Annotated in this window: 15 protein-coding genes; 7 read left to right on the top strand and 8 right to left on the bottom strand. The window is 63.1% G+C overall.

Annotation, left to right across the window (positions count from 1 at the left end; genetic code table 11):
- The first annotated feature begins 76 nt into the window (after window positions 1-76).
- Window positions 77-400, top strand: coding sequence for a hypothetical protein (locus tag ACZCWR_RS30860; protein ID WP_487305462.1), 324 nt, complete (start codon window positions 77-79; stop codon window positions 398-400).
- A 159-nt stretch (window positions 401-559) separates the two neighbouring features.
- Entirely contained in the window at window positions 560-3,067 is a 2,508-nt protein-coding gene (locus tag ACZCWR_RS30855) for a glucose/quinate/shikimate family membrane-bound PQQ-dependent dehydrogenase (RefSeq protein ID WP_487305461.1), read from the top strand.
- A 67-nt stretch (window positions 3,068-3,134) separates the two neighbouring features.
- Here ACZCWR_RS30855 and ACZCWR_RS30850 read toward each other — a convergent pair whose 3' ends face one another.
- On the bottom strand, window positions 3,135-3,272 hold the full coding sequence (locus tag ACZCWR_RS30850) for a hypothetical protein (RefSeq protein ID WP_487305460.1): 138 nt from the start codon (window positions 3,270-3,272) through the stop codon (window positions 3,135-3,137).
- A 170-nt stretch (window positions 3,273-3,442) separates the two neighbouring features.
- Here ACZCWR_RS30850 and ACZCWR_RS30845 point away from each other — a divergent pair, with 170 nt between their 5' ends.
- Window positions 3,443-3,889, top strand: a complete 447-nt coding sequence (locus ACZCWR_RS30845; RefSeq protein WP_487305459.1) for a hypothetical protein — start codon at window positions 3,443-3,445, stop codon at window positions 3,887-3,889.
- On the opposite strand, the gene ACZCWR_RS30840 is transcribed toward ACZCWR_RS30845, so the two are convergent.
- Window positions 3,847-4,293 carry an ester cyclase gene (locus ACZCWR_RS30840; RefSeq protein WP_487305458.1) on the bottom strand — a complete coding sequence of 149 codons (447 nt, stop codon included), beginning with the start codon at window positions 4,291-4,293 and terminating at the stop codon, window positions 3,847-3,849. The genes ACZCWR_RS30845 and ACZCWR_RS30840 overlap by 43 nt on opposite strands.
- Window positions 4,294-4,596: 303 nt before the next feature.
- Here ACZCWR_RS30840 and mntP point away from each other — a divergent pair, with 303 nt between their 5' ends.
- Window positions 4,597-5,166, top strand: a complete 570-nt coding sequence (mntP, locus tag ACZCWR_RS30835) for a manganese efflux pump MntP (RefSeq protein WP_487305457.1) — start codon at window positions 4,597-4,599, stop codon at window positions 5,164-5,166.
- A 110-nt stretch (window positions 5,167-5,276) separates the two neighbouring features.
- Entirely contained in the window at window positions 5,277-6,368 is a 1,092-nt protein-coding gene (alr, locus tag ACZCWR_RS30830) for an alanine racemase (protein ID WP_487305456.1), read from the top strand.
- Here the strand turns inward: alr and ACZCWR_RS30825 are convergent.
- The 3 genes from ACZCWR_RS30825 to ACZCWR_RS30815 all read right to left on the bottom strand — a co-directional run bounded on the left by ACZCWR_RS30825 (window position 6,365) and on the right by ACZCWR_RS30815 (window position 10,648).
- Window positions 6,365-6,595, bottom strand: a complete 231-nt coding sequence (locus ACZCWR_RS30825) for a hypothetical protein (RefSeq protein WP_487305455.1) — start codon at window positions 6,593-6,595, stop codon at window positions 6,365-6,367. The two genes, alr and ACZCWR_RS30825, sit on opposite strands and share 4 nt — an antisense overlap.
- Window positions 6,596-6,696: 101 nt before the next feature.
- Window positions 6,697-8,076, bottom strand: a complete 1,380-nt coding sequence (locus ACZCWR_RS30820; protein WP_487305454.1) for a CoA transferase — start codon at window positions 8,074-8,076, stop codon at window positions 6,697-6,699.
- A gap of 61 nt (window positions 8,077-8,137) precedes the next feature.
- A complete protein-coding gene (locus ACZCWR_RS30815) occupies window positions 8,138-10,648 on the bottom strand; it encodes a hybrid sensor histidine kinase/response regulator (protein ID WP_487305453.1) in 2,511 nt (836 codons plus the stop codon).
- Between ACZCWR_RS30815 and ACZCWR_RS30810 the strand changes: the two genes are divergently transcribed.
- Window positions 10,647-10,955 (top strand): hypothetical protein, encoded by a 309-nt coding sequence (locus ACZCWR_RS30810; protein WP_487305452.1) that lies wholly within the window; start codon window positions 10,647-10,649, stop codon window positions 10,953-10,955. The two genes, ACZCWR_RS30815 and ACZCWR_RS30810, sit on opposite strands and share 2 nt — an antisense overlap.
- Window positions 10,956-11,025: 70 nt before the next feature.
- Here the strand turns inward: ACZCWR_RS30810 and ACZCWR_RS30805 are convergent, their stop codons facing one another.
- Window positions 11,026-11,907, bottom strand: coding sequence for an NmrA family NAD(P)-binding protein (locus tag ACZCWR_RS30805; RefSeq protein ID WP_487305451.1), 882 nt, complete (start codon window positions 11,905-11,907; stop codon window positions 11,026-11,028).
- Between the two features lie 130 nt (window positions 11,908-12,037).
- Here ACZCWR_RS30805 and ACZCWR_RS30800 point away from each other — a divergent pair, with 130 nt between their 5' ends.
- Window positions 12,038-12,889 carry a LysR family transcriptional regulator gene (locus ACZCWR_RS30800; RefSeq protein ID WP_487305450.1) on the top strand — a complete coding sequence of 284 codons (852 nt, stop codon included), beginning with the start codon at window positions 12,038-12,040 and terminating at the stop codon, window positions 12,887-12,889.
- Between the two features lie 857 nt (window positions 12,890-13,746).
- On the opposite strand, the gene ACZCWR_RS30795 is transcribed toward ACZCWR_RS30800, so the two are convergent.
- Window positions 13,747-14,910, bottom strand: a complete 1,164-nt coding sequence (locus ACZCWR_RS30795) for a diguanylate cyclase domain-containing protein (RefSeq protein WP_487305449.1) — start codon at window positions 14,908-14,910, stop codon at window positions 13,747-13,749.
- 157 nt (window positions 14,911-15,067) lie between these two features.
- The gene (locus tag ACZCWR_RS30790) at window positions 15,068-16,609 is read right to left on the bottom strand and encodes a methyl-accepting chemotaxis protein (RefSeq protein ID WP_487305448.1); all 1,542 of its coding nucleotides are present in this window, start codon (window positions 16,607-16,609) and stop codon (window positions 15,068-15,070) included.
- Window positions 16,610-16,746: the final 137 nt, after the last annotated feature.

Genomic DNA, 16,746 nt, shown 5'->3' with positions numbered 1-16,746 from the left:
CCACGACTTCACGCGCGCGTCACAAAGGCGCGCACGGCGGCGCTTTATCCACGCACTCTTGAAAGCGGAGCACGCGATGAAACCGACCGAGTTCACTTCGTTCAGGGCGCACGTGGCGATGCTCCTGCGCGATCTTCCGCGCGGCATGACCGCCGATCTGACCGATGTCGCCGTCGCCTACTGGAATGGCAAGCAAGTGGTGGGCGCTTATCTGCGCGATAACGGTTGCATCGACGAAGATTTCGATTTCGATGAAAACGCGTGGGGCGCATGGCGCGAGGAATTTCTGCAATGGCTGGATGCGCCGCGTTTTTCCGAACGCCGCGATCTGAAAGCAGCGATGCTGTGCGCCACGCCGCTCGCCGATGTGCAGTTCGGGCGCTGGCCGCGTCCGCTGTGAACGTGACGCCTGACGCAAGGCCATTGTAAGCACGTCTGACGTTTCTTCTCCGCCTGCTCCGAACGGCATGCCGCTTGCTATAGTGCACGCGCGATCTCGCACGAACCACGACTGCTCGCTGTCGTGTTCCGCATCAATACCGTTTCGGAGGTTCTCTGCATGGCTGTCAACGGAAGAAACAATCCGCTCACGTCTTTCACGGCCATCGTCTTCATCGTCCTCGGCGCGGTGCTCGCGGCGGGCGGCGGATATCTCATCACGCTCAACGGCACCTGGTATTACGCGGTCGCCGGTGTGGCGATCATCATCACGGGACTGTTGCTGCTGATTCGCCGGCGCTCCGCACTCGTGCTGTTCGCGCTGATGCTGTTCGGCACGACGATCTGGTCCGTCTTCGAAGTGAAGTTCGATTTCTGGCAACTCATGCCGCGTTTGTGGATCTGGGTGCTGCTCGGCATCTGGCTGCTGCTTCCCTTCGTGCATGGCGGCGCGATGTTTGGGCCGCCCTCGACCGCGCGCGCGGCGCGTGCGCCGCTGGCATCGGCAATCGTGTTGGCGTTGTTGCTGGGCATCGGCACGTATTTCATCGATCCGCATGATCTCAAAGGACGGATCGATGTCGATGTCGCCGCCGACGCGAACCAGCCTGACGCGAATGCGGGCGATGGCCGCAAGCCCGGCGACTGGACCGACTACGGCGGCTCGCCGCTCGCGCAACGTTACGCGCCGCTCGCGCAGATAACGCCAGACAACGCGCATCAACTGAAGATGGCGTGGACGTATGAAACCGGCGACAAGCCCGGCCCCGACGATCCCACCGAAACCACGGACGAGAACACGCCGCTCAAGATCGGCGACACGCTCTACTTGTGCACGCCGCACAGCAAGGTGATCGCGCTGGACGCGGCGAGCGGCAAGGAACAATGGCGTTACGATCCGCAGATCAAGAGCGCCATCGGCTTCAAGCATTGGGAACATATGACGTGCCGGGGCGTGGCTTACTACGATCCGGCGATGCACGCCGCCGTGCCCGCGCCGGTCGCCGGTGCATCCGATGCAGTCGCCGCTGCGGCCTCCGATGTGCAGGCGGATGCGTCCGCGCCCGATGCGGCATCCGCACCGGCATCGCCCGCATCGCCGACGCCCGCGCAGACCACGGCCACCGCCGAATGCCCGCGCCGCCTCTTTCTGCCCACCGCCGATGCACGCCTGATCGCGCTCGATGCCGCCACCGGCAAGCCGTGTCCGAGCTTCGGCAAGGATGGCGCGATCGATCTGCGGGCGAACATCGGGCCGTTCACGCCGGGCGGTTATTACTCGACGTCGCCGCCGGCTGTCGTGGGGAATCTCGTGATCGTCGGTGGACACGTGACGGATAACGAATCGAATAACGAACCGTCCGGCGTCATCCGCGCGTTCGATGTGAATGACGGCCACCTCGTGTGGAACTGGGACCCGGGCAATCCCGACGTCACCACGCCGATCGCGGCAGGTGGCACGTATGTGCGCAACTCGCCGAACATGTGGTCCATGTTCAGCGTCGATGAAAAACGCGGCCTGATCTTCCTGCCGATGGGCAATCAAACGCCCGATCAGTGGGGCGGTCAACGCACGCCGCAGGCCGAGAAATTCGGCGCGGGCCTCGTCGCGCTCGACGCGATGACGGGCAAGCTGCGCTGGAACTACCAGTTCACGCATCATGACCTGTGGGACATGGACGTGGGCGGCCAGCCGACGCTCGTCGATCTTCAGACGGCGCAGGGCACGCAGCCGGCGGTGCTGGCATCGACGAAACAGGGCAGCATTTATGTGCTGAACCGCGAAACCGGCCAGCCGATCGTGCCGATCTCGGAAGTGCCGGTGCCGCAGGGCGCGGCGAAGGGCGACCATACCGCGCCGACGCAGGCGGTTTCAGCGCTCAACTTCAATCCGCCGCATGTGAAGGAAGCGGACATGTGGGGCACCACGCCGTTCGATCAGCTCTACTGCCGGATCAAGTTCAGGAGCCTGCGTTACGACGGCCCGTTCACGCCGCCGTCCGAGCAGGGCACGCTGGTGTTTCCGGGCAACTTCGGCGTGTTCGACTGGGGCGGCATTTCGGTCGATCCGGTGCGGCAAATCCTGATCGCGAATCCGGATTACATGGCGTTCGTGTCGAAGCTGATTCCGCGCGAGAAGTTGCAGGAAGGCGCAATGAGCACGAGCGAGACGAGCGGCATCAAGCAGGCGCGCGGCACGCCGTACGCCTTCGAGATCAGCGCGTTTCTCTCGCCGCTCGGCATTCCGTGTCAGGCGCCGCCGTGGGGTTACATGGCGGGCGTCGATCTGCGCACGAACAAGATCGTGTGGCAGCACAAGAATGGCACCATCGTCGATAGCGCGCCGTTGCCCATTCCGATGCCGCTGGGCGTGCCGAGTCTGGGCGGGACCATCGTGACGGCGGGCGGTGTGGCGTTCCTGACCGGCACGCTCGATCAGTACGTGCGCGCCTATGACGTGCGCGATGGCCGCAAGTTATGGGAAGCGCGTCTGCCCGCTGGCGGCCAGTCCACGCCGATGAGCTATTCGGATGCCAACGGCAAGCAGTACATCCTCGTGACGGCGGGCGGACATGGCTCGCTGGGAACGAAAGCGGGGGATTACGTGATCGCCTACACGCTTCAATAGCGCGAGGGATGGTCTGACTTGAGAGCGAAACGGGCGGCCATGAGCCGCCCGTTTTCGTTTTTGACGCTTATACCGTACGGCGATAAGCCTCGGCCATCAGCGCGCTGACCTTTGCGCGGGCGTCGAGCGCGCTGCGGAAGGCGGCGCGGAGCTTGCCGAACAGGATGGTTGCGAGCTGACTGGACGTGGCGGCGATGCTTCCCATGATGAAATTCCTCTTTCGTGACAGTGGACTAGGTTAACCACCTAGGTAATAACCCTAGTCTAACGCAAATTGACGCAATGCAACAAGTTGTCAATAGAGCGCTGTCTCGAAAATGCGGCACGAGTGCGTTATATTTGCGATGACATAACGCTGCATCGAAAATAAGCACCATGGCTGTCATCGAAGATCAGAAGGCGGATTACGCCGCGACCATCATCACCGTGAGAGCGGCGCGGGATCAGGCGCGCGCCGAAGCCATCCGCGATCTCGTGGACGCGCATCGTCGCTTACAGGGCAGCGTGCTGCGTTTTCTTGCGCGGCTCGGGCATGCGGCGGCAGAGTCCGCGTCACTCGCCGCGCTCGCCGATCAACTCGAACGATGCGCCCGCAAGGCAGGCTTCAGCCGCATGCGCGAGTTATCGGACGTGATCGAAGCAATCCGCGCCGCCGCTCGCGAGCGCGAGTCGCTGTTCTGCGATTCCTTCGACACGGATGCCTCCGTCTTGCGCGAAACCGTGCTCAAACTCGAACGACTCGATGCGCGGCTCGTCGGCCTGTGCGTCGAGCACGTTCTTCATGCACGCGGATCGATAGCGCGCGGCACTTCGCCCAACTGACGAAACACGCTCAACCAGTCTTCCAGATGCCACGTCTTGGCGATCCGCCCATCGCGCACCTGATGAAACGAGTGGATCGCGAAGCGCAGCGGCTTGCTCGTCGCCGCGATGCCCATCAACGGACCCGACTGCGTGCCGCTCACTTCCGCCCGCACGCCGACGCGATCGTCCTGCACCAGCAAATCCAGAATCTCGATGCGCATGTCCGGCAGCGCCGCCGCCATGTCGGCGAAGATCGGCACCATCTGATCCGGGCCGGGCTTCTGGCCGGGCGGCTCGGGAATGTATTCCCAGTCCGGCGTGACGGCTTCGCGCAGCAGCGCGACATCGTGCGTGGCGAACGCGCGGTAGATGCGCTCGACGGCTTCGCGCGCGCTCGTCTGAGAGTTCTGGCCTGCCTGCATGCTGCCTCCGAGTGGAAGAAGAAGTAACACGGCAATCACGGATTCACTCTACCGTAAATGCACATTACGGCGTGGTAAGCTCTCGGTTCTTCGCTGGGGAGTAGCCGGCTTTCTCGTTGCCTTGCTTGTACGTCGGACAACGTAGGAAGCGCCCATGTCAACACACTCGGTTTCGTATCATTCATTTCGTACGGACCGTGGCACGGGCAGCCATCACAGGTTGGCAAGACCATCGACAGAGCGCGCCTGAAGGTCGGGCGGCGGGCTCTGTCGTTCGATCTTGCCCGGCCAGAGCGCTACTCGATGAACCTCGCTTCCACGCTTTTCCTCGCCTTCGCCATGTCGACGGATGCCTTCGCCGCCGCTGTCGGCAAGGGCGCCACGCTGCACAAACCGCGCATTGCCGAAGCGCTCAAGACGGGCATCATCTTCGGTGTCATCGAGGCGATCACGCCGCTGGTCGGCTGGGCGCTCGGCCGTGCCGCCGCGCAGTACGTCACGGCGTGGGATCACTGGATCGCGTTCGGCCTGCTGTTCGTGCTCGGCGCGCGCATGATCCGCGAAGGCTTCGGCAGCGCGAGCCACGACGACGAAAAGCCGCAGTCGCATTCCTTCCTGGTGCTCGCCGTGACGGGCTTCGCCACCAGCATCGACGCGATGGCGGTCGGCGCGGGCCTCGCTTTCATCGATGTCGATATTTTCTCGACGGCCGCGACCATCGGCTTCGCGACCATGCTGATGGTGACGATTGGCGTGATGGTCGGCCGGCTCGTCGGCGCGACTATCGGCAAGCGTGCGGAAATCGTCGGCGGGCTAATTTTGATCGGCGTGGGCAGCGTGATTCTGGCGGAACATCTCGGGTATCTGAGCTAAAGCATTGGCGTTAGTGCTTAGTCCTGAAATCTTTCGCAAAACAATAACAACGACTATTTCAAGGCCGATACGATTGCGTTATCCACTCCCCTTGTCGATAAACGCAAAAGATGCCACGCCCGATCTCAGCCCGCATTCATCTCGATGCCATTCGTCACAATCTCGATGTCGTCCGGCGCACGGCGGCATCGTCGCGCGTGTGGGCCGTGGTGAAGGCCGATGCCTACGGTCACGGCATCGAGCGCGTTTATCCGGCGTTGGCGGCGGCGGATGGCATCGCGCTGCTCGATCTCGACGAAGCGCGACGCGTGCGCGCACTCGGCTGGACCAAGCCGATCCTGTTGCTCGAAGGCATGTTCGATTCGAAGGATGTGCAGACGGCGGACGAACTGCGCCTGACCGTCACCGTGCATTGCGACGATCAACTCGATCTGCTGGCATCGGCAAAACCGGAACGCGCAATCGACATTCAGTTGAAGATGAACTCCGGAATGAACCGGCTCGGCTTTCGGCCTGGCGATTACGTGCGCGCGTGGCGGCGCGCATCGGAGATTCCGGCCATCGGCGCGATCGGCCTGATGACGCACTTCGCCAACGCGGACGATGGCGCCATCGACTGGCAAATCGATGCCTTCGATACCGTCACGCGCGATCTTCCCGGCCTGCGTTCGCTGTCGAATTCGGCGGCGGTGCTGTGGCACGCGCGCGCGCATCGCGACTGGGTGCGGCCGGGGACGATTCTCTACGGCGCATCGCCGACGGGCAGCGCGCGCCATATCGCGAACGTGCCGCTGCGCGCCGCGATGACGCTCGCCAGCCGCATCATCGGCGTGCAGACAATCGTGCCGGGCGAGACCATTGGCTATGGCCGCAGCTTCGAAGCGGATCGCGCGATGCGGGTCGGCGTGGTCGCGTGCGGTTATGCGGACGGTTATCCGCGTCACGCGCCTGCCGGAACGCCGATCATGGTGGATGGCGTGCGCACGCGCATCGTCGGACGGGTGTCGATGGACATGCTCACCGTCGATCTCACGCCGTGCCCGGACGCGGGCATTGGCGCGCCGGTCGAGTTGTGGGGCGCGCAGGTGAGGGTGGATGAAGTCGCGGAACCGGCGGGTACTATCGGCTACGAGTTGATGTGCGCGCTGGCGCGGCGTGTGCCGGTCGAAATTGCTTCGGTAAGCGAAGTGGCGCAGGTCTAGCGTTCGCGCGCCTTCATCATCTCGTCGGCGTATTCATAAGCGGCGGCCGCGAGACTCGGACGGCTCGCGGACAGCGCGCCCGGCTGCGAACCGCGCGCCAGAATGCCTTGCAACGCGACGCCCGCGAAGTAATCGCGCAGGAACATATCGCCCATTTTCGTATCGGCGCGGCCGGGACGATCGACGAGATCCCGAACCGGAAATACATAACCGCTGTTGTCCGACATGATGCTTTCCTCCGTTGATTCGACGCGAGGATTTTATCGATCAACCGCTGGCTTCTTTCGTTTGCACGGGCACACAGCGCGGTCCGGCAATGTGCGATGCCTCACCACTTCGCCTCGGAAGTCCCCGGCGGCACCGAAGGCCGCGCGTAATCAGCGGGCGTGCGTTCGAGTTGCGCGGCGAGACGCACGGCATCGAGTTCGCCGAAACCGGATGGGCGACGTTCCGTGTAGCGCGCGATGTCCGGTTTCGCGGCCCGCACGCCTGCTTCCACGCGCCCGAGTCCGCGTATCCATTGTCCGGTTTGCGCGAGCGACACTTCCACATGCCAGCTTCCGCCTTCGCGCTGCTGTCTGCACAACGCCGCCGATACGCCGAACGCCATCAGGAAGCCGCTTGCCATGTCGAGCATCTGCATCGGCAAAGGGCGCGGTTTGGTTTCGCCGAACGCCTGCGCTTCGGCTTCGTTGAAACCCATCGCGGTTTGAACCAGCGAGTCGAAACCGCGCCGCGCCGCCCACGGACCTTGCGTGCCGTACGCCGTCAGCGACGCACACACGATCCCCGGCCTTCTTTCTGCGATGACTTCCGGTCCGAAGCCCAACGCCGCCAATCCGCCCGGCCGATACCCTTGCGAGAACACATGCGCTTCATCGATCAGATGCCCGAGCGTGTCGCGCCCTTCGTCGGTCAGCAAATCCAGATGCGCCGAGCGCTTGCCACGGCTCGTATCGGCAATAGCGGGAATGTTCGGCAGATGCGGCGAATTCACGAGCATCACATCCGCGCCGAACGCGGCGAGCGCCCGCCCGCCAACCGGACCCGCGAGAATGCGCGTGAAATCGAGCACGCGGATGCCTTCGAGCGGACGCGCATCGGCGGGAAGCGACGGCAACGCGAGCGGCGGTGCATCGCCGATACGGGTGATCGACATGAGCGGTTGCGAGGCGAGGGCGCGGGCTTGCGGCGTCGCATCCCATTGATCGAAGGTGCGCAGCATCGTGACGACGAGACCGCGTTCGGCGCACGCTTCCTCGTAATCGGCGGCACGCCAGTCGAGCAGGGCGCGTTCGGCATCGGCGCGCGTGGCCGTGGCGGGATCGAGGCCGAGCACGCGCAGCGCGCCATCCTGATGATGAACGAAGTTCGCGTGGATGCGCACCCAGCCATCGGCGCACTTATAAAGGCCGGAGAACGCGCCCCATGTTTCCGGTTCCTTGCCATCGACCGCGAACCAGTTCGTGCATTCGACGGCGGCGTGCATCATGTCCACGGACACGCGCTGACGTGGCGCGCCACGCACGTGCGCCAGTTCGCACGCCGCGAGCGCTGCCGCCGCGATGGTCGATTGCGCCGCGATGCCCACGGCAAACGAAGTCGGGAAAACGGGCTCCTCGCCCGGCAAGTCAGCGAAGGCGAGCGAATCGGCGGGCAGGCGGGCGAGTTGCCAGAGCGCGGCGAGCGTGTCGGTGGAAGAGGGCATGGTCATCGAGCGCGATAGGGTGATCGATGCGCCATTGTCGCGCCGAATGCCACCACGCGCTTCAGTCGATGCCCCGCGCCATCTCCAGCACTTTTTCCAGTTCCGGCAGATTCACCGGCTTGACCAGATGCGCATCGAAGCCGGCGGCGCGTGTGCGGGCCATGTCTTCGTCGGAGCCTAATCCCGTCATCGCCGCGACCACCACGCGCCGGCCGCCTTCGCTCTGACGCTCGCGCAAATGGCGGATCACGTCGAAGCCCGTCATGCCCGGCATCGACAGATCGAGCAGCACGACTTGCGGCGCGGCTTCATCGAACCGGGCCAGCGCTTCGGGGCCGTCGTAGGCCGCGCGCGCTTCGTGACCGAGCATATCGACGAGCAGGCGCATGCTGTCGGCGGAATCGCGGTTGTCGTCGACCACGAGCACGTCTAACTGATCGCTGACTGTTTCGTGCGAGGTTGGCGGCGCGGTGTCGTCATCGGCGGGCGGCTGTGTCATCGGTAGCCACAGGCTGAACTTGCTGCCCATGCCCGGACCGCGGCTTTTCGCTTCGACATGCCCGCCGTGCAGTTCGGCGATGGCGCGCACGAGCGTCAGCCCGATGCCCAGCCCGCCTTCATCCGCATGCGCGCCCGGCGGATGCTCCTGCACGAAAAGATCGAACACGATGGCCAGCGCCTCCGCCGAAATACCGCGCCCCTGATCGGTCACGCGCACCATTACCGAACCGCCGCGCTGCCCGACTTCAAGCGTTACCGTGGACGATGGCGGGCTGAATTTCGAAGCGTTGTTGAGCAGGTTATTCAGCGCCTGCACGAGCCGCGTGGGGTCGCCGCTGACGTACAAACGCTGCGCATTGCCGCGTACCTCGATGCGCTGATTGCGCGCATCGAACGAGGGCTGGCTGGCTTCCACGCTCAGATGCACGACATCCGCGATCCTGACGGTCTCCTGATTGAGCCGGATTTTGCCGGAACTCACGCGGCCCGCTTCGAGCAAATCGTCCACCAGCCGCGTGAGATGCGCCAGTTGCCGATCGACGATCTGACGGCTGCGGATCACGTCGGCATCGTCGGTGGCCTTGAGTTTGAGGATGCTCACCGCGTTGCGAATGGGCGCGAGCGGATTGCGCAACTCGTGACCCAGCAGCGCGAGAAATTCGTTCATGCGACGGCTCGACGCTTCCAGTTCTTCCAGCCGTCGCCGCGCGGTCGTGTCGCGCGTGATCATGACGTAGCCGTGGCCGCTGCCGCCGTCCTTCTGCAACGCGCTCAGGATCACGTGCGCGGTGAACTCCGAGCCGTCGCGCCGCACGCGCCAGTCTTCCTTTTCCACGCGCCCGCTTTCGGCGGCGGCGCGCAAGTCATCGGCAGGACGGTCGCGGCCGGATTCGTCGGTCGTGTAGAACAGCGCGACATGCCGGCCGATGGCTTCTTCCGCCGTGAACCCGTAGAGCGCGCACGCGCCATCGTTCCACGACAGCACGTAGCCGTCGTGATCGAGCATGCAAATGGCATAGTCGCTCACCGCGTTGATGAGCAGGCGCAGGCGTTCGTCCGCCTCGGTCGCGCGGCGGCGGTCGGTGACATCGTGGATGAAGCACGCGAACTGCCGCTGACCGTCGAACCACACTTCGCTGATCGACAATTCCGCGGCGATCTCGCTGCCGTCGCGCCGCATCGCCGGAAATTCGATGCGCCGGTTCAGCATGCGCGCTTCGCCCGTCGAGAGATAGCGCACCAGTCCCGTGCGATGCGCGTCCCGAAAACGCTCCGGCACGATCAGTTCGGCCATTTCGCGGTTCATCGCCTCGTGCATGCGCCAGCCGAAAAGCTGCGCGGCGGCCTCGTTCCAATCGACGATCAGACCGGCTTCGTCCATCGACACGAAGGCGACCTGCGCGTTGTCCAGCACGGTGCGGCGGCGGCGCAAAGCATCGGCGAGTTTCTTTTCGTATTCGATGCGCAGCGACGACTCGACCGACAGATCCTTGTGGATGGATTCGAACTCGCGAATCAGCGTGCGGTTTTCCTCGGCGACTTCCTCGCGCGCGATGGTCTCCGCGATGCACGCGCAAAACGCATTGAGAATGGCGATATCCGGTTGTCCGAAGTAATCCGCCTCGCCGGAAATGAGCTTGAGCACCGCGACCGAACGGCCTTCGTAGATCACCGGTGCGACGACCATCGACACTGCGCCGACTGCGAGACACGCCGCGCGGTCCACGCGGTGATCAGTCGCCGTGTTGCGGCTGATAAGCGCCTGCTGGCGTGTGACGCACAGCCCCGAAAGACTCCCCGCCGATGGCAACCGCACGCCCACGCTCGCCGCCGCCTTGCCGCTGGCCGCACGATAAACGAGCTGATCGCCGTCGATCCATTCGATCACCGAAGACGCCACGCCCGCGACTTCGCGCAATGTATCGGTCACTTTTTGCAGATACGCGGGCAAAGGCAAACGCGAATGCGCAAGGCTCGCGAACGAGGCGAACCATCGCTGAAAATGCGCCTGCCGGTGATTATCCGCCTTGAGATGCTTGTCCGAAGTCGATGCCTCGTATTGGTCACGCATGGTTCTTCTTCCAATCGGCGGTGCGCGCGGGTTTGTCGCGAGAGATTCGTATGAAGACTCTTTTTATTCGCGTCAATTGAAACACAAAAATATGAGCAATCGTTTGCGCGTTGCGGGAATTTTTCGAGCGTGTGTTAAAGCGGCGGGAATGCGCGGCGGTCCTTATTGTTTTTTTATTCGCGATGGTGTTAATGCGCGGAACCGGCGCGCGGCGGCGCGCGGGTTGGCATGTAGGGATTTCCTGGCGCACAAGAAACGCCCGGTAATTTTGTCGCCATTACCGGGCGTGAATGCAATTGCTTTCTGATAAACGCGCTTCCGGGATTAATGCCGTGACACGCGTTTGAATTGGACAAAAAAATCACAGGGTGGGATTTTTATCCTTTTGCCGTCCATTCGTTCGCCGATTCTTTTGCGAAGTCCCGATAACTGCGCGGGGCGCGTCCGAGTAAACCGGCAAAGCGTTCGATTTCCGCCGCCGACGCGACCGCGCCGTCATCTTGATAACGCTGCATCATCAGACGCATGTCATAGGCCAGCCATTGCGGCGCGGCGCTTTTCATGCGTGATTCGAGCATGTCGAGGTCATCGCCGCCGTAGTTGACTTCGCGGCCGAGCGCTTCCGACCAGACCGCCGCGATGCCGTTTGCCGTCATGGCGTCCGGGCCCACGAGTTCGTAGTGCTCGTAGGGCAGCGGCGTTTCCGAACGTTCGCGCCGGAGCAGTTCCCGCGCGGCGGCATCGCCGATGTCGCGGACATCGACCATCGAGATGCCCTTCGCGCCGATCGGGTTCGGATAGACGCCCTGTTGGACGAGCGCGTCCTTCATGCGCACATCGTTCTGGATGAAGTAGGCGGGGCGCAGCACCGTTGCTGGAATGCCGAGACCTTCGATCATCTTTTCGGCGGTGTGCTTGTTGGCGAAGTGCGGCACGTCGAGATATTCCGCCGCCTTGAACACCGAGAAGTACACGACGCCTTTCACGCCTGCATCGCGCGCGAGCGTCAGGGCTTGCATGGCTTGCGTGAATTCGTCGGCGGCGTTGGGGGCGAGCAGGAACAAGGTGCTCACGCCTTTGAGAGCGCGGCGGAAGGCATCGAGGTCGGTCAGGTCGCCTTGCACGGCCGCCACGCTCGATGGGAATTTCGCGCGCGAAGGGTCACGCGTCAACGCGCTCACTTGCGCGCCGCTGCCTTCCAGATGCTTCAAAACCTGCGTGCCGATCACGCCGGTACTGCCCGTCACGAGAATGCTCATGTTTTTTCTCCGAAGTAGGAAGGGCGAAGATCGCCCGACATCGTTAAGATAGTCGTTCCACTTTCATCCTGACAGACCGTTAAATGGGATGCCTCGTCTCACTGACGGAACGACGAAGGAACACGCAAAAATGGATCTCACCGCACTCGCCGATTTCAACGCTGTCGCATTGCACGGCGGTTTCAGTCCGGCCGCGCGCCAGACGGGGCGGCCGAAAGCCAGTTTGTCGAGGCGCGTGGCGGAACTGGAGCAGCATCTCGGCGTGCGGCTCATCGAGCGGGGCTCGCATGCGCTGCGCCTGACCGAGGACGGACGCGCGTTATACGAGCGCACGCGCGGGCTGCTGGCGGAAATCGAGGAGGCGGGTGAAGCCATTGCGTCGCGCGCGCCGGTGCCGCGCGGGCGGTTGCGCGTGAGTGCGCCGATCGTGTTCGCGCATGTGGTGCTGGCGCGGCTGGCGTCGCGGTTTGCGCGGGCTTATCCGCAGGTGGAACTGGAAATCGTCGCCGAAGATCGGGTGGTCGATCCGGTGCAGGACGGGTTCGATCTTGTTATCCGCATCAATCCGGATCGTGATGAGTTGCTGATCGGGAGATTGATCGCGAAGGATCGGCGTGTGTTGGTCACTACGCCCGCGAATGTTCCGCGCGATGAGGCGCGGGTTACGCTGCCGGCGGTCGTGCTTACGCGCATGGATGCGGAGGTGTGGCGTATCGAGACGAACGAAGGCGATGTGGTCGAGATGACGCCCGAGCCTGTGTTGCGGTTGTCGTCGTTGTTGATGGTGCGGGAAGCGGTGCTGGATGGGGTGGCGGCGGCGCTTTTGCCGAATTTGCTCGTTGCGCCGGATATCGCGGCGGGGCGGTTGGTTTCGCTTGGATTCGATGCGGGTGTGGGTGTGGAGATTTGGGCGCTTTATAGTTCGCGGCGTCTGTTGAGCGCGAAAGTGCGCGTGTTTTTGGATATGTTGGGGTACGAATGAATGGTCAGGCTTGAGCTTTCGGCAGCGGCGCTCGATTGTCGTGCAAAGGGCTGCTGGTTTTTGGGTCTTTATATTCAGTAGCCGCCTCCCCGGCGGGGGGGTAACTTTCTTTGCTGCTGCAAAGAAAGTCACCAAAGAAAGCAGCTTTTACCCCTCCGCACGCTGGCTGGAAAGTGTTGGTCTGGATTAACTATGCAGTGGCCGCAATAGGACTTGCCACGCATAACTTGCCGCTTAGGCAACCTTGCGATTGCGCGCTCGAATCCTTTTCCCTTAGTGGACCGCATTCATTCCTTCGGCCATGCGCTGCGCGCGCCGAGAGCTTTAGAACGGAACCCCGCAGCCTATAAGCACCCAGCCATTTCACACTTCCCCGCAAGATTGCTATTCGGTCCTACCTTGATAAGCACTTCGACAAAAAGGCTGGAGCCAACGATATGCGCGTTCCGTCGAAGGACAAACCGAGGTAGTGCCCAATGGGGCGGGTGCGATGTGGTTTGATGAGGCTGGGCGCTCATACGCTGCGGGATTCCGTTCTTATGTTCTCGGCGCGCGCAGCGCATGGCCGAAAGAATGAACGCGGTCCACAGAACCAAGAAGATTCGAGCGCGTAATCGCCAGGTTGCCCATATGCTTAGGCAAACGAAGGACATCCTATTGCGGCCACTGCATCGTTAATCCAGACCAACACTTTCCAGCCATCGTGCATGGGGGTAAAAGCTGCTTTCTTTGGTGACTTTCTTTGCAGCAGCAAAGAAAGTTACCCCCCCGCCGGGGAGGCGGCTACTGAATAAACAACACAAACAAGAGAAGCCCCTTGCACGAAAGAACAACAAACCCAACAAAAGCAAACAAACCTAAACCGCAACCTGAACATTCCCCATCCGCCGCGCAGCGATCCACCTCCTCTTCCCCGCCCGCTTCGCCTCATAAAGCGCATTGTCCGCATCACGCAACACCCCATCGAGCTCATTATGATGCGTGTCGAATATCGCGATACCCACGCTCACGCCAATACTCAACGCCACGCCATCATCCAAGCTGAACGGCCGCGCAAGCTCGCCGACAAGCGCATCGGCCAGCGCGAAAGAATCCGTATGCGGCGGCGTGACGATGACAAACTCGTCGCCACCAAGCCGCGCGACCAGCGAGCCATCACCCGACATCGCGCGCAGGCGTCGCGCGACCAGCGCCAAAAGCGTGTCACCGACTTCATGACCGTGCGCATCGTTGATGGACTTGAACCCGTCGAGATCGAGATACAGCAGCGCGGTCCCAAGATAAGCATGCGGCGCGTTAGGCTCACGCGATCTCACGGCGGCAAACAAACCCGCGCGATTCAGAAGCCCCGTCAGTTCGTCATGACGCGCACGGCGATCGTTTTCCTGTTCGGCTTTCATCGTCGAGACGAGCATGCCGTTCAGACGCCACGCCGCAGCGCTCATCGCAAAGAGATAGAAGGGAATTTGCAGCAGCGTGAGCCACAAGGTCGGCTCGCCCGCGAGCAGCGCGCCCAGACAGCACGGCCCGAGCGAAAGGAAGATCATCACCGCGACCAGACGCGGCGCGCCGAAATTGCGGAAGCAGATGCCACCGACCATCGCCGCCGCCGACAAAAACGAAAGCGTCGCCGCGATCCAGTCGCCCGACAGCACGCTCACCAGCGCGCCATAGCCGACCGTCGCACCCCACAGCGGCGCGAGCAAAACGTAAGTGTCCGTCAGCGTGGATTTGCGCTGCAACGCGCGGCGGCGCGCGATCACCAGCACGACCAGCCGCGTCATGCATACCGCGATTTCCAGCGCCACCCACACATGAAACGCGAACGTGGGATGCCGCCACGTCAGCACGAGCGCGACCATCACCGTGTTCAGCACGCCGCCCGCAAAGATCGGCAGCGTGCCGAACAGACTGCCGACGAGCGCGACGCGGATCGCGCGCGGGATATCGTCGCCGGCGTGCAGAAGCCATGTCGCGCCGCGTCCGCGCGGCAGGGTGAAAACCTCGGTTTGTCGATTCATATTCCGATGAAGGCGGCGCTCCGGTTCCGGTTAGAGACGTCATATCGGATAACGGCGCGAAGCGGCATCGACTTGAGCGCCTCATAACGCGACTAACTGTCGATCCTCGCCACCGCCGCCGGTTTGCAAGGCAAAACCGGCTCGGCAAAATAGCGGATCACGCGAACGCTTCGTCCCTCAACCTGAACACCGCCACCGCATTCCTGAGCGATGCCGCCTGTTCCGCGAGCGATTGCGCCGCCGCCGTCGCCTGTTCCACAAGCGCCGCGTTCTGCTGCGTGACCTCATCCATCTGCGTGACCGCGACGTTGACTTGTTCGATGCCCGTGCTCTGCTCGCGCGACGCCGATGCAATCGCGCCCACGATATCCGTCACGCGCCCGACCGATCCCACGATCTCGCCGATGATCTTGCCTGCATCGCCGACGAGCACCGACCCGGCATCCACACGTCCCGCCGATTGCTCGATGAGGTCCTTGATCTCCTTCGCCGCGTTGGCGCTGCGCTGCGCGAGCGTGCGTACCTCGGCGGCGACCACGGCGAAGCCGCGTCCTTGCTCACCGGCGCGCGCGGCTTCCACGGCGGCGTTCAAGGCGAGAATGTTCGTCTGAAACGCGATGCCGTCGATCACCGAGATGATGTCGCCGACCTTGCCCGAACTATCGGCGATGCCGTGCATGGTCTGCACGACCTGTTGCATCATTTCGCCGCCGCGCGAGGCGGTGTGCGAGGCACGTTCGGCGAGCGTCGAGGCATCGGAAGCGTGATCGGCGTTCTGCCGCACGGTCGCGGTGATCTGCTCCATGCTCGCCGCCGTTTCTTCGAGCGATGCCGCCTGTTGCTCCGTGCGCGCCGACAGATCGATATTGCCCGTCGCGATTTCCGCGCTCGCCGTCGCGATGTCCTCGGCATGACGACGCACTTGCCCGACCACGCCCGAAAGACTCGTCTGCATGTCCTTCAGCGCGCGCAGGAGTTGCGCGATTTCGTCCTTGCCGCTGGCATCGAAATCGAGAGACAGGTCGCCGGTCGCGACCGCTTGCGCGCAACCGAGCGCGTGTCCGAGCGGACGTGACACCGTGCGGCTGAACAGATAACCGCCCAACATGGCGAGCGCGAGCACGCCGAGCATGAGCGTGAGACTCAGCACGGTCGCCCGATGCGCGTCCTCCGCCGCCTGCGCGGACACCCGCGCGCTTTCGTCCGCGATGGTCTTCGCAGCCTTCTCCAGCAACGCGGCTGGCTCACGGTCCGCACCCGCGACCGCCTGATCGCCCGCCGATGCTTCGAAGTTCGCCGCCTTGAAGGCATCGAAACCGCGCCGGTAGCCTGTGCCCATCGCGGCATGCGCCGTCGCGAATTGCTCGATCAACGTGCGGCTTTCGCCTTCGGGCAGCTTCGCTTTGAGATCGGCGGCGAGCGTATCGACGGTTTGTTCGCGCGTCTGGAACGCGTTCCAGTATTTATCGAGCTTGGCCGGGTCCTTGCCGCGCAGCAGCGTGTCCTTCCATTCCTGCACCTGGAGCTTGAACGCGACGAGCATCGCGGAGACGGCGCGTTCGTTCGCGACGTTGTTCTGCACCGTGGTGCCGTAGGTATCGATCGAACGATTGAGCGCGAATATGCCGTAGAGCGCGCCCGCGAACATCAGCAGGAGGGCGGCGGCGAAGGCGAGGGGAATCTTCTGGCTGAGTTTCATCGATGAAGTAAGAGCAGTGCGCGGTCGAATGGCTTGATAACGGCGTGTCTTGCCGCTTCTGAAGACCGCGCTTACAGGTAAACCCCGCTCAAGACTTTGTTGACACGCCTCGCCTGCGTCCCCTACGCTAAACGTAC

Source organism: Caballeronia sp. A2-2 (assembly GCF_057612605.2).
This window is presented reverse-complemented; position numbering and strand designations above follow the sequence as displayed.

Coding starts and splice junctions, on each gene's coding strand:
- ACZCWR_RS30815 (WP_487305453.1), bottom strand. CDS start 10,648: ATGCGTGACCAATACGAGGCATCGACTTCGGACAAGCATCTCAAGGCG.
- ACZCWR_RS30805 (WP_487305451.1), bottom strand. CDS start 11,907: ATGAGCATTCTCGTGACGGGCAGTACCGGCGTGATCGGCACGCAGGTT.
- ACZCWR_RS30840 (WP_487305458.1), bottom strand. CDS start 4,293: ATGCAGGCAGGCCAGAACTCTCAGACGAGCGCGCGCGAAGCCGTCGAG.
- ACZCWR_RS30860 (WP_487305462.1), top strand. CDS start 77: ATGAAACCGACCGAGTTCACTTCGTTCAGGGCGCACGTGGCGATGCTC.
- ACZCWR_RS30810 (WP_487305452.1), top strand. CDS start 10,647: ATGGTTCTTCTTCCAATCGGCGGTGCGCGCGGGTTTGTCGCGAGAGAT.
- ACZCWR_RS30845 (WP_487305459.1), top strand. CDS start 3,443: ATGGCTGTCATCGAAGATCAGAAGGCGGATTACGCCGCGACCATCATC.
- ACZCWR_RS30855 (WP_487305461.1), top strand. CDS start 560: ATGGCTGTCAACGGAAGAAACAATCCGCTCACGTCTTTCACGGCCATC.
- ACZCWR_RS30800 (WP_487305450.1), top strand. CDS start 12,038: ATGGATCTCACCGCACTCGCCGATTTCAACGCTGTCGCATTGCACGGC.
- ACZCWR_RS30820 (WP_487305454.1), bottom strand. CDS start 8,076: ATGCCCTCTTCCACCGACACGCTCGCCGCGCTCTGGCAACTCGCCCGC.
- ACZCWR_RS30795 (WP_487305449.1), bottom strand. CDS start 14,910: ATGAATCGACAAACCGAGGTTTTCACCCTGCCGCGCGGACGCGGCGCG.
- alr (WP_487305456.1), top strand. CDS start 5,277: ATGCCACGCCCGATCTCAGCCCGCATTCATCTCGATGCCATTCGTCAC.
- ACZCWR_RS30850 (WP_487305460.1), bottom strand. CDS start 3,272: ATGGGAAGCATCGCCGCCACGTCCAGTCAGCTCGCAACCATCCTGTTC.
- ACZCWR_RS30825 (WP_487305455.1), bottom strand. CDS start 6,595: ATGTCGGACAACAGCGGTTATGTATTTCCGGTTCGGGATCTCGTCGAT.
- mntP (WP_487305457.1), top strand. CDS start 4,597: ATGAACCTCGCTTCCACGCTTTTCCTCGCCTTCGCCATGTCGACGGAT.
- ACZCWR_RS30790 (WP_487305448.1), bottom strand. CDS start 16,609: ATGAAACTCAGCCAGAAGATTCCCCTCGCCTTCGCCGCCGCCCTCCTG.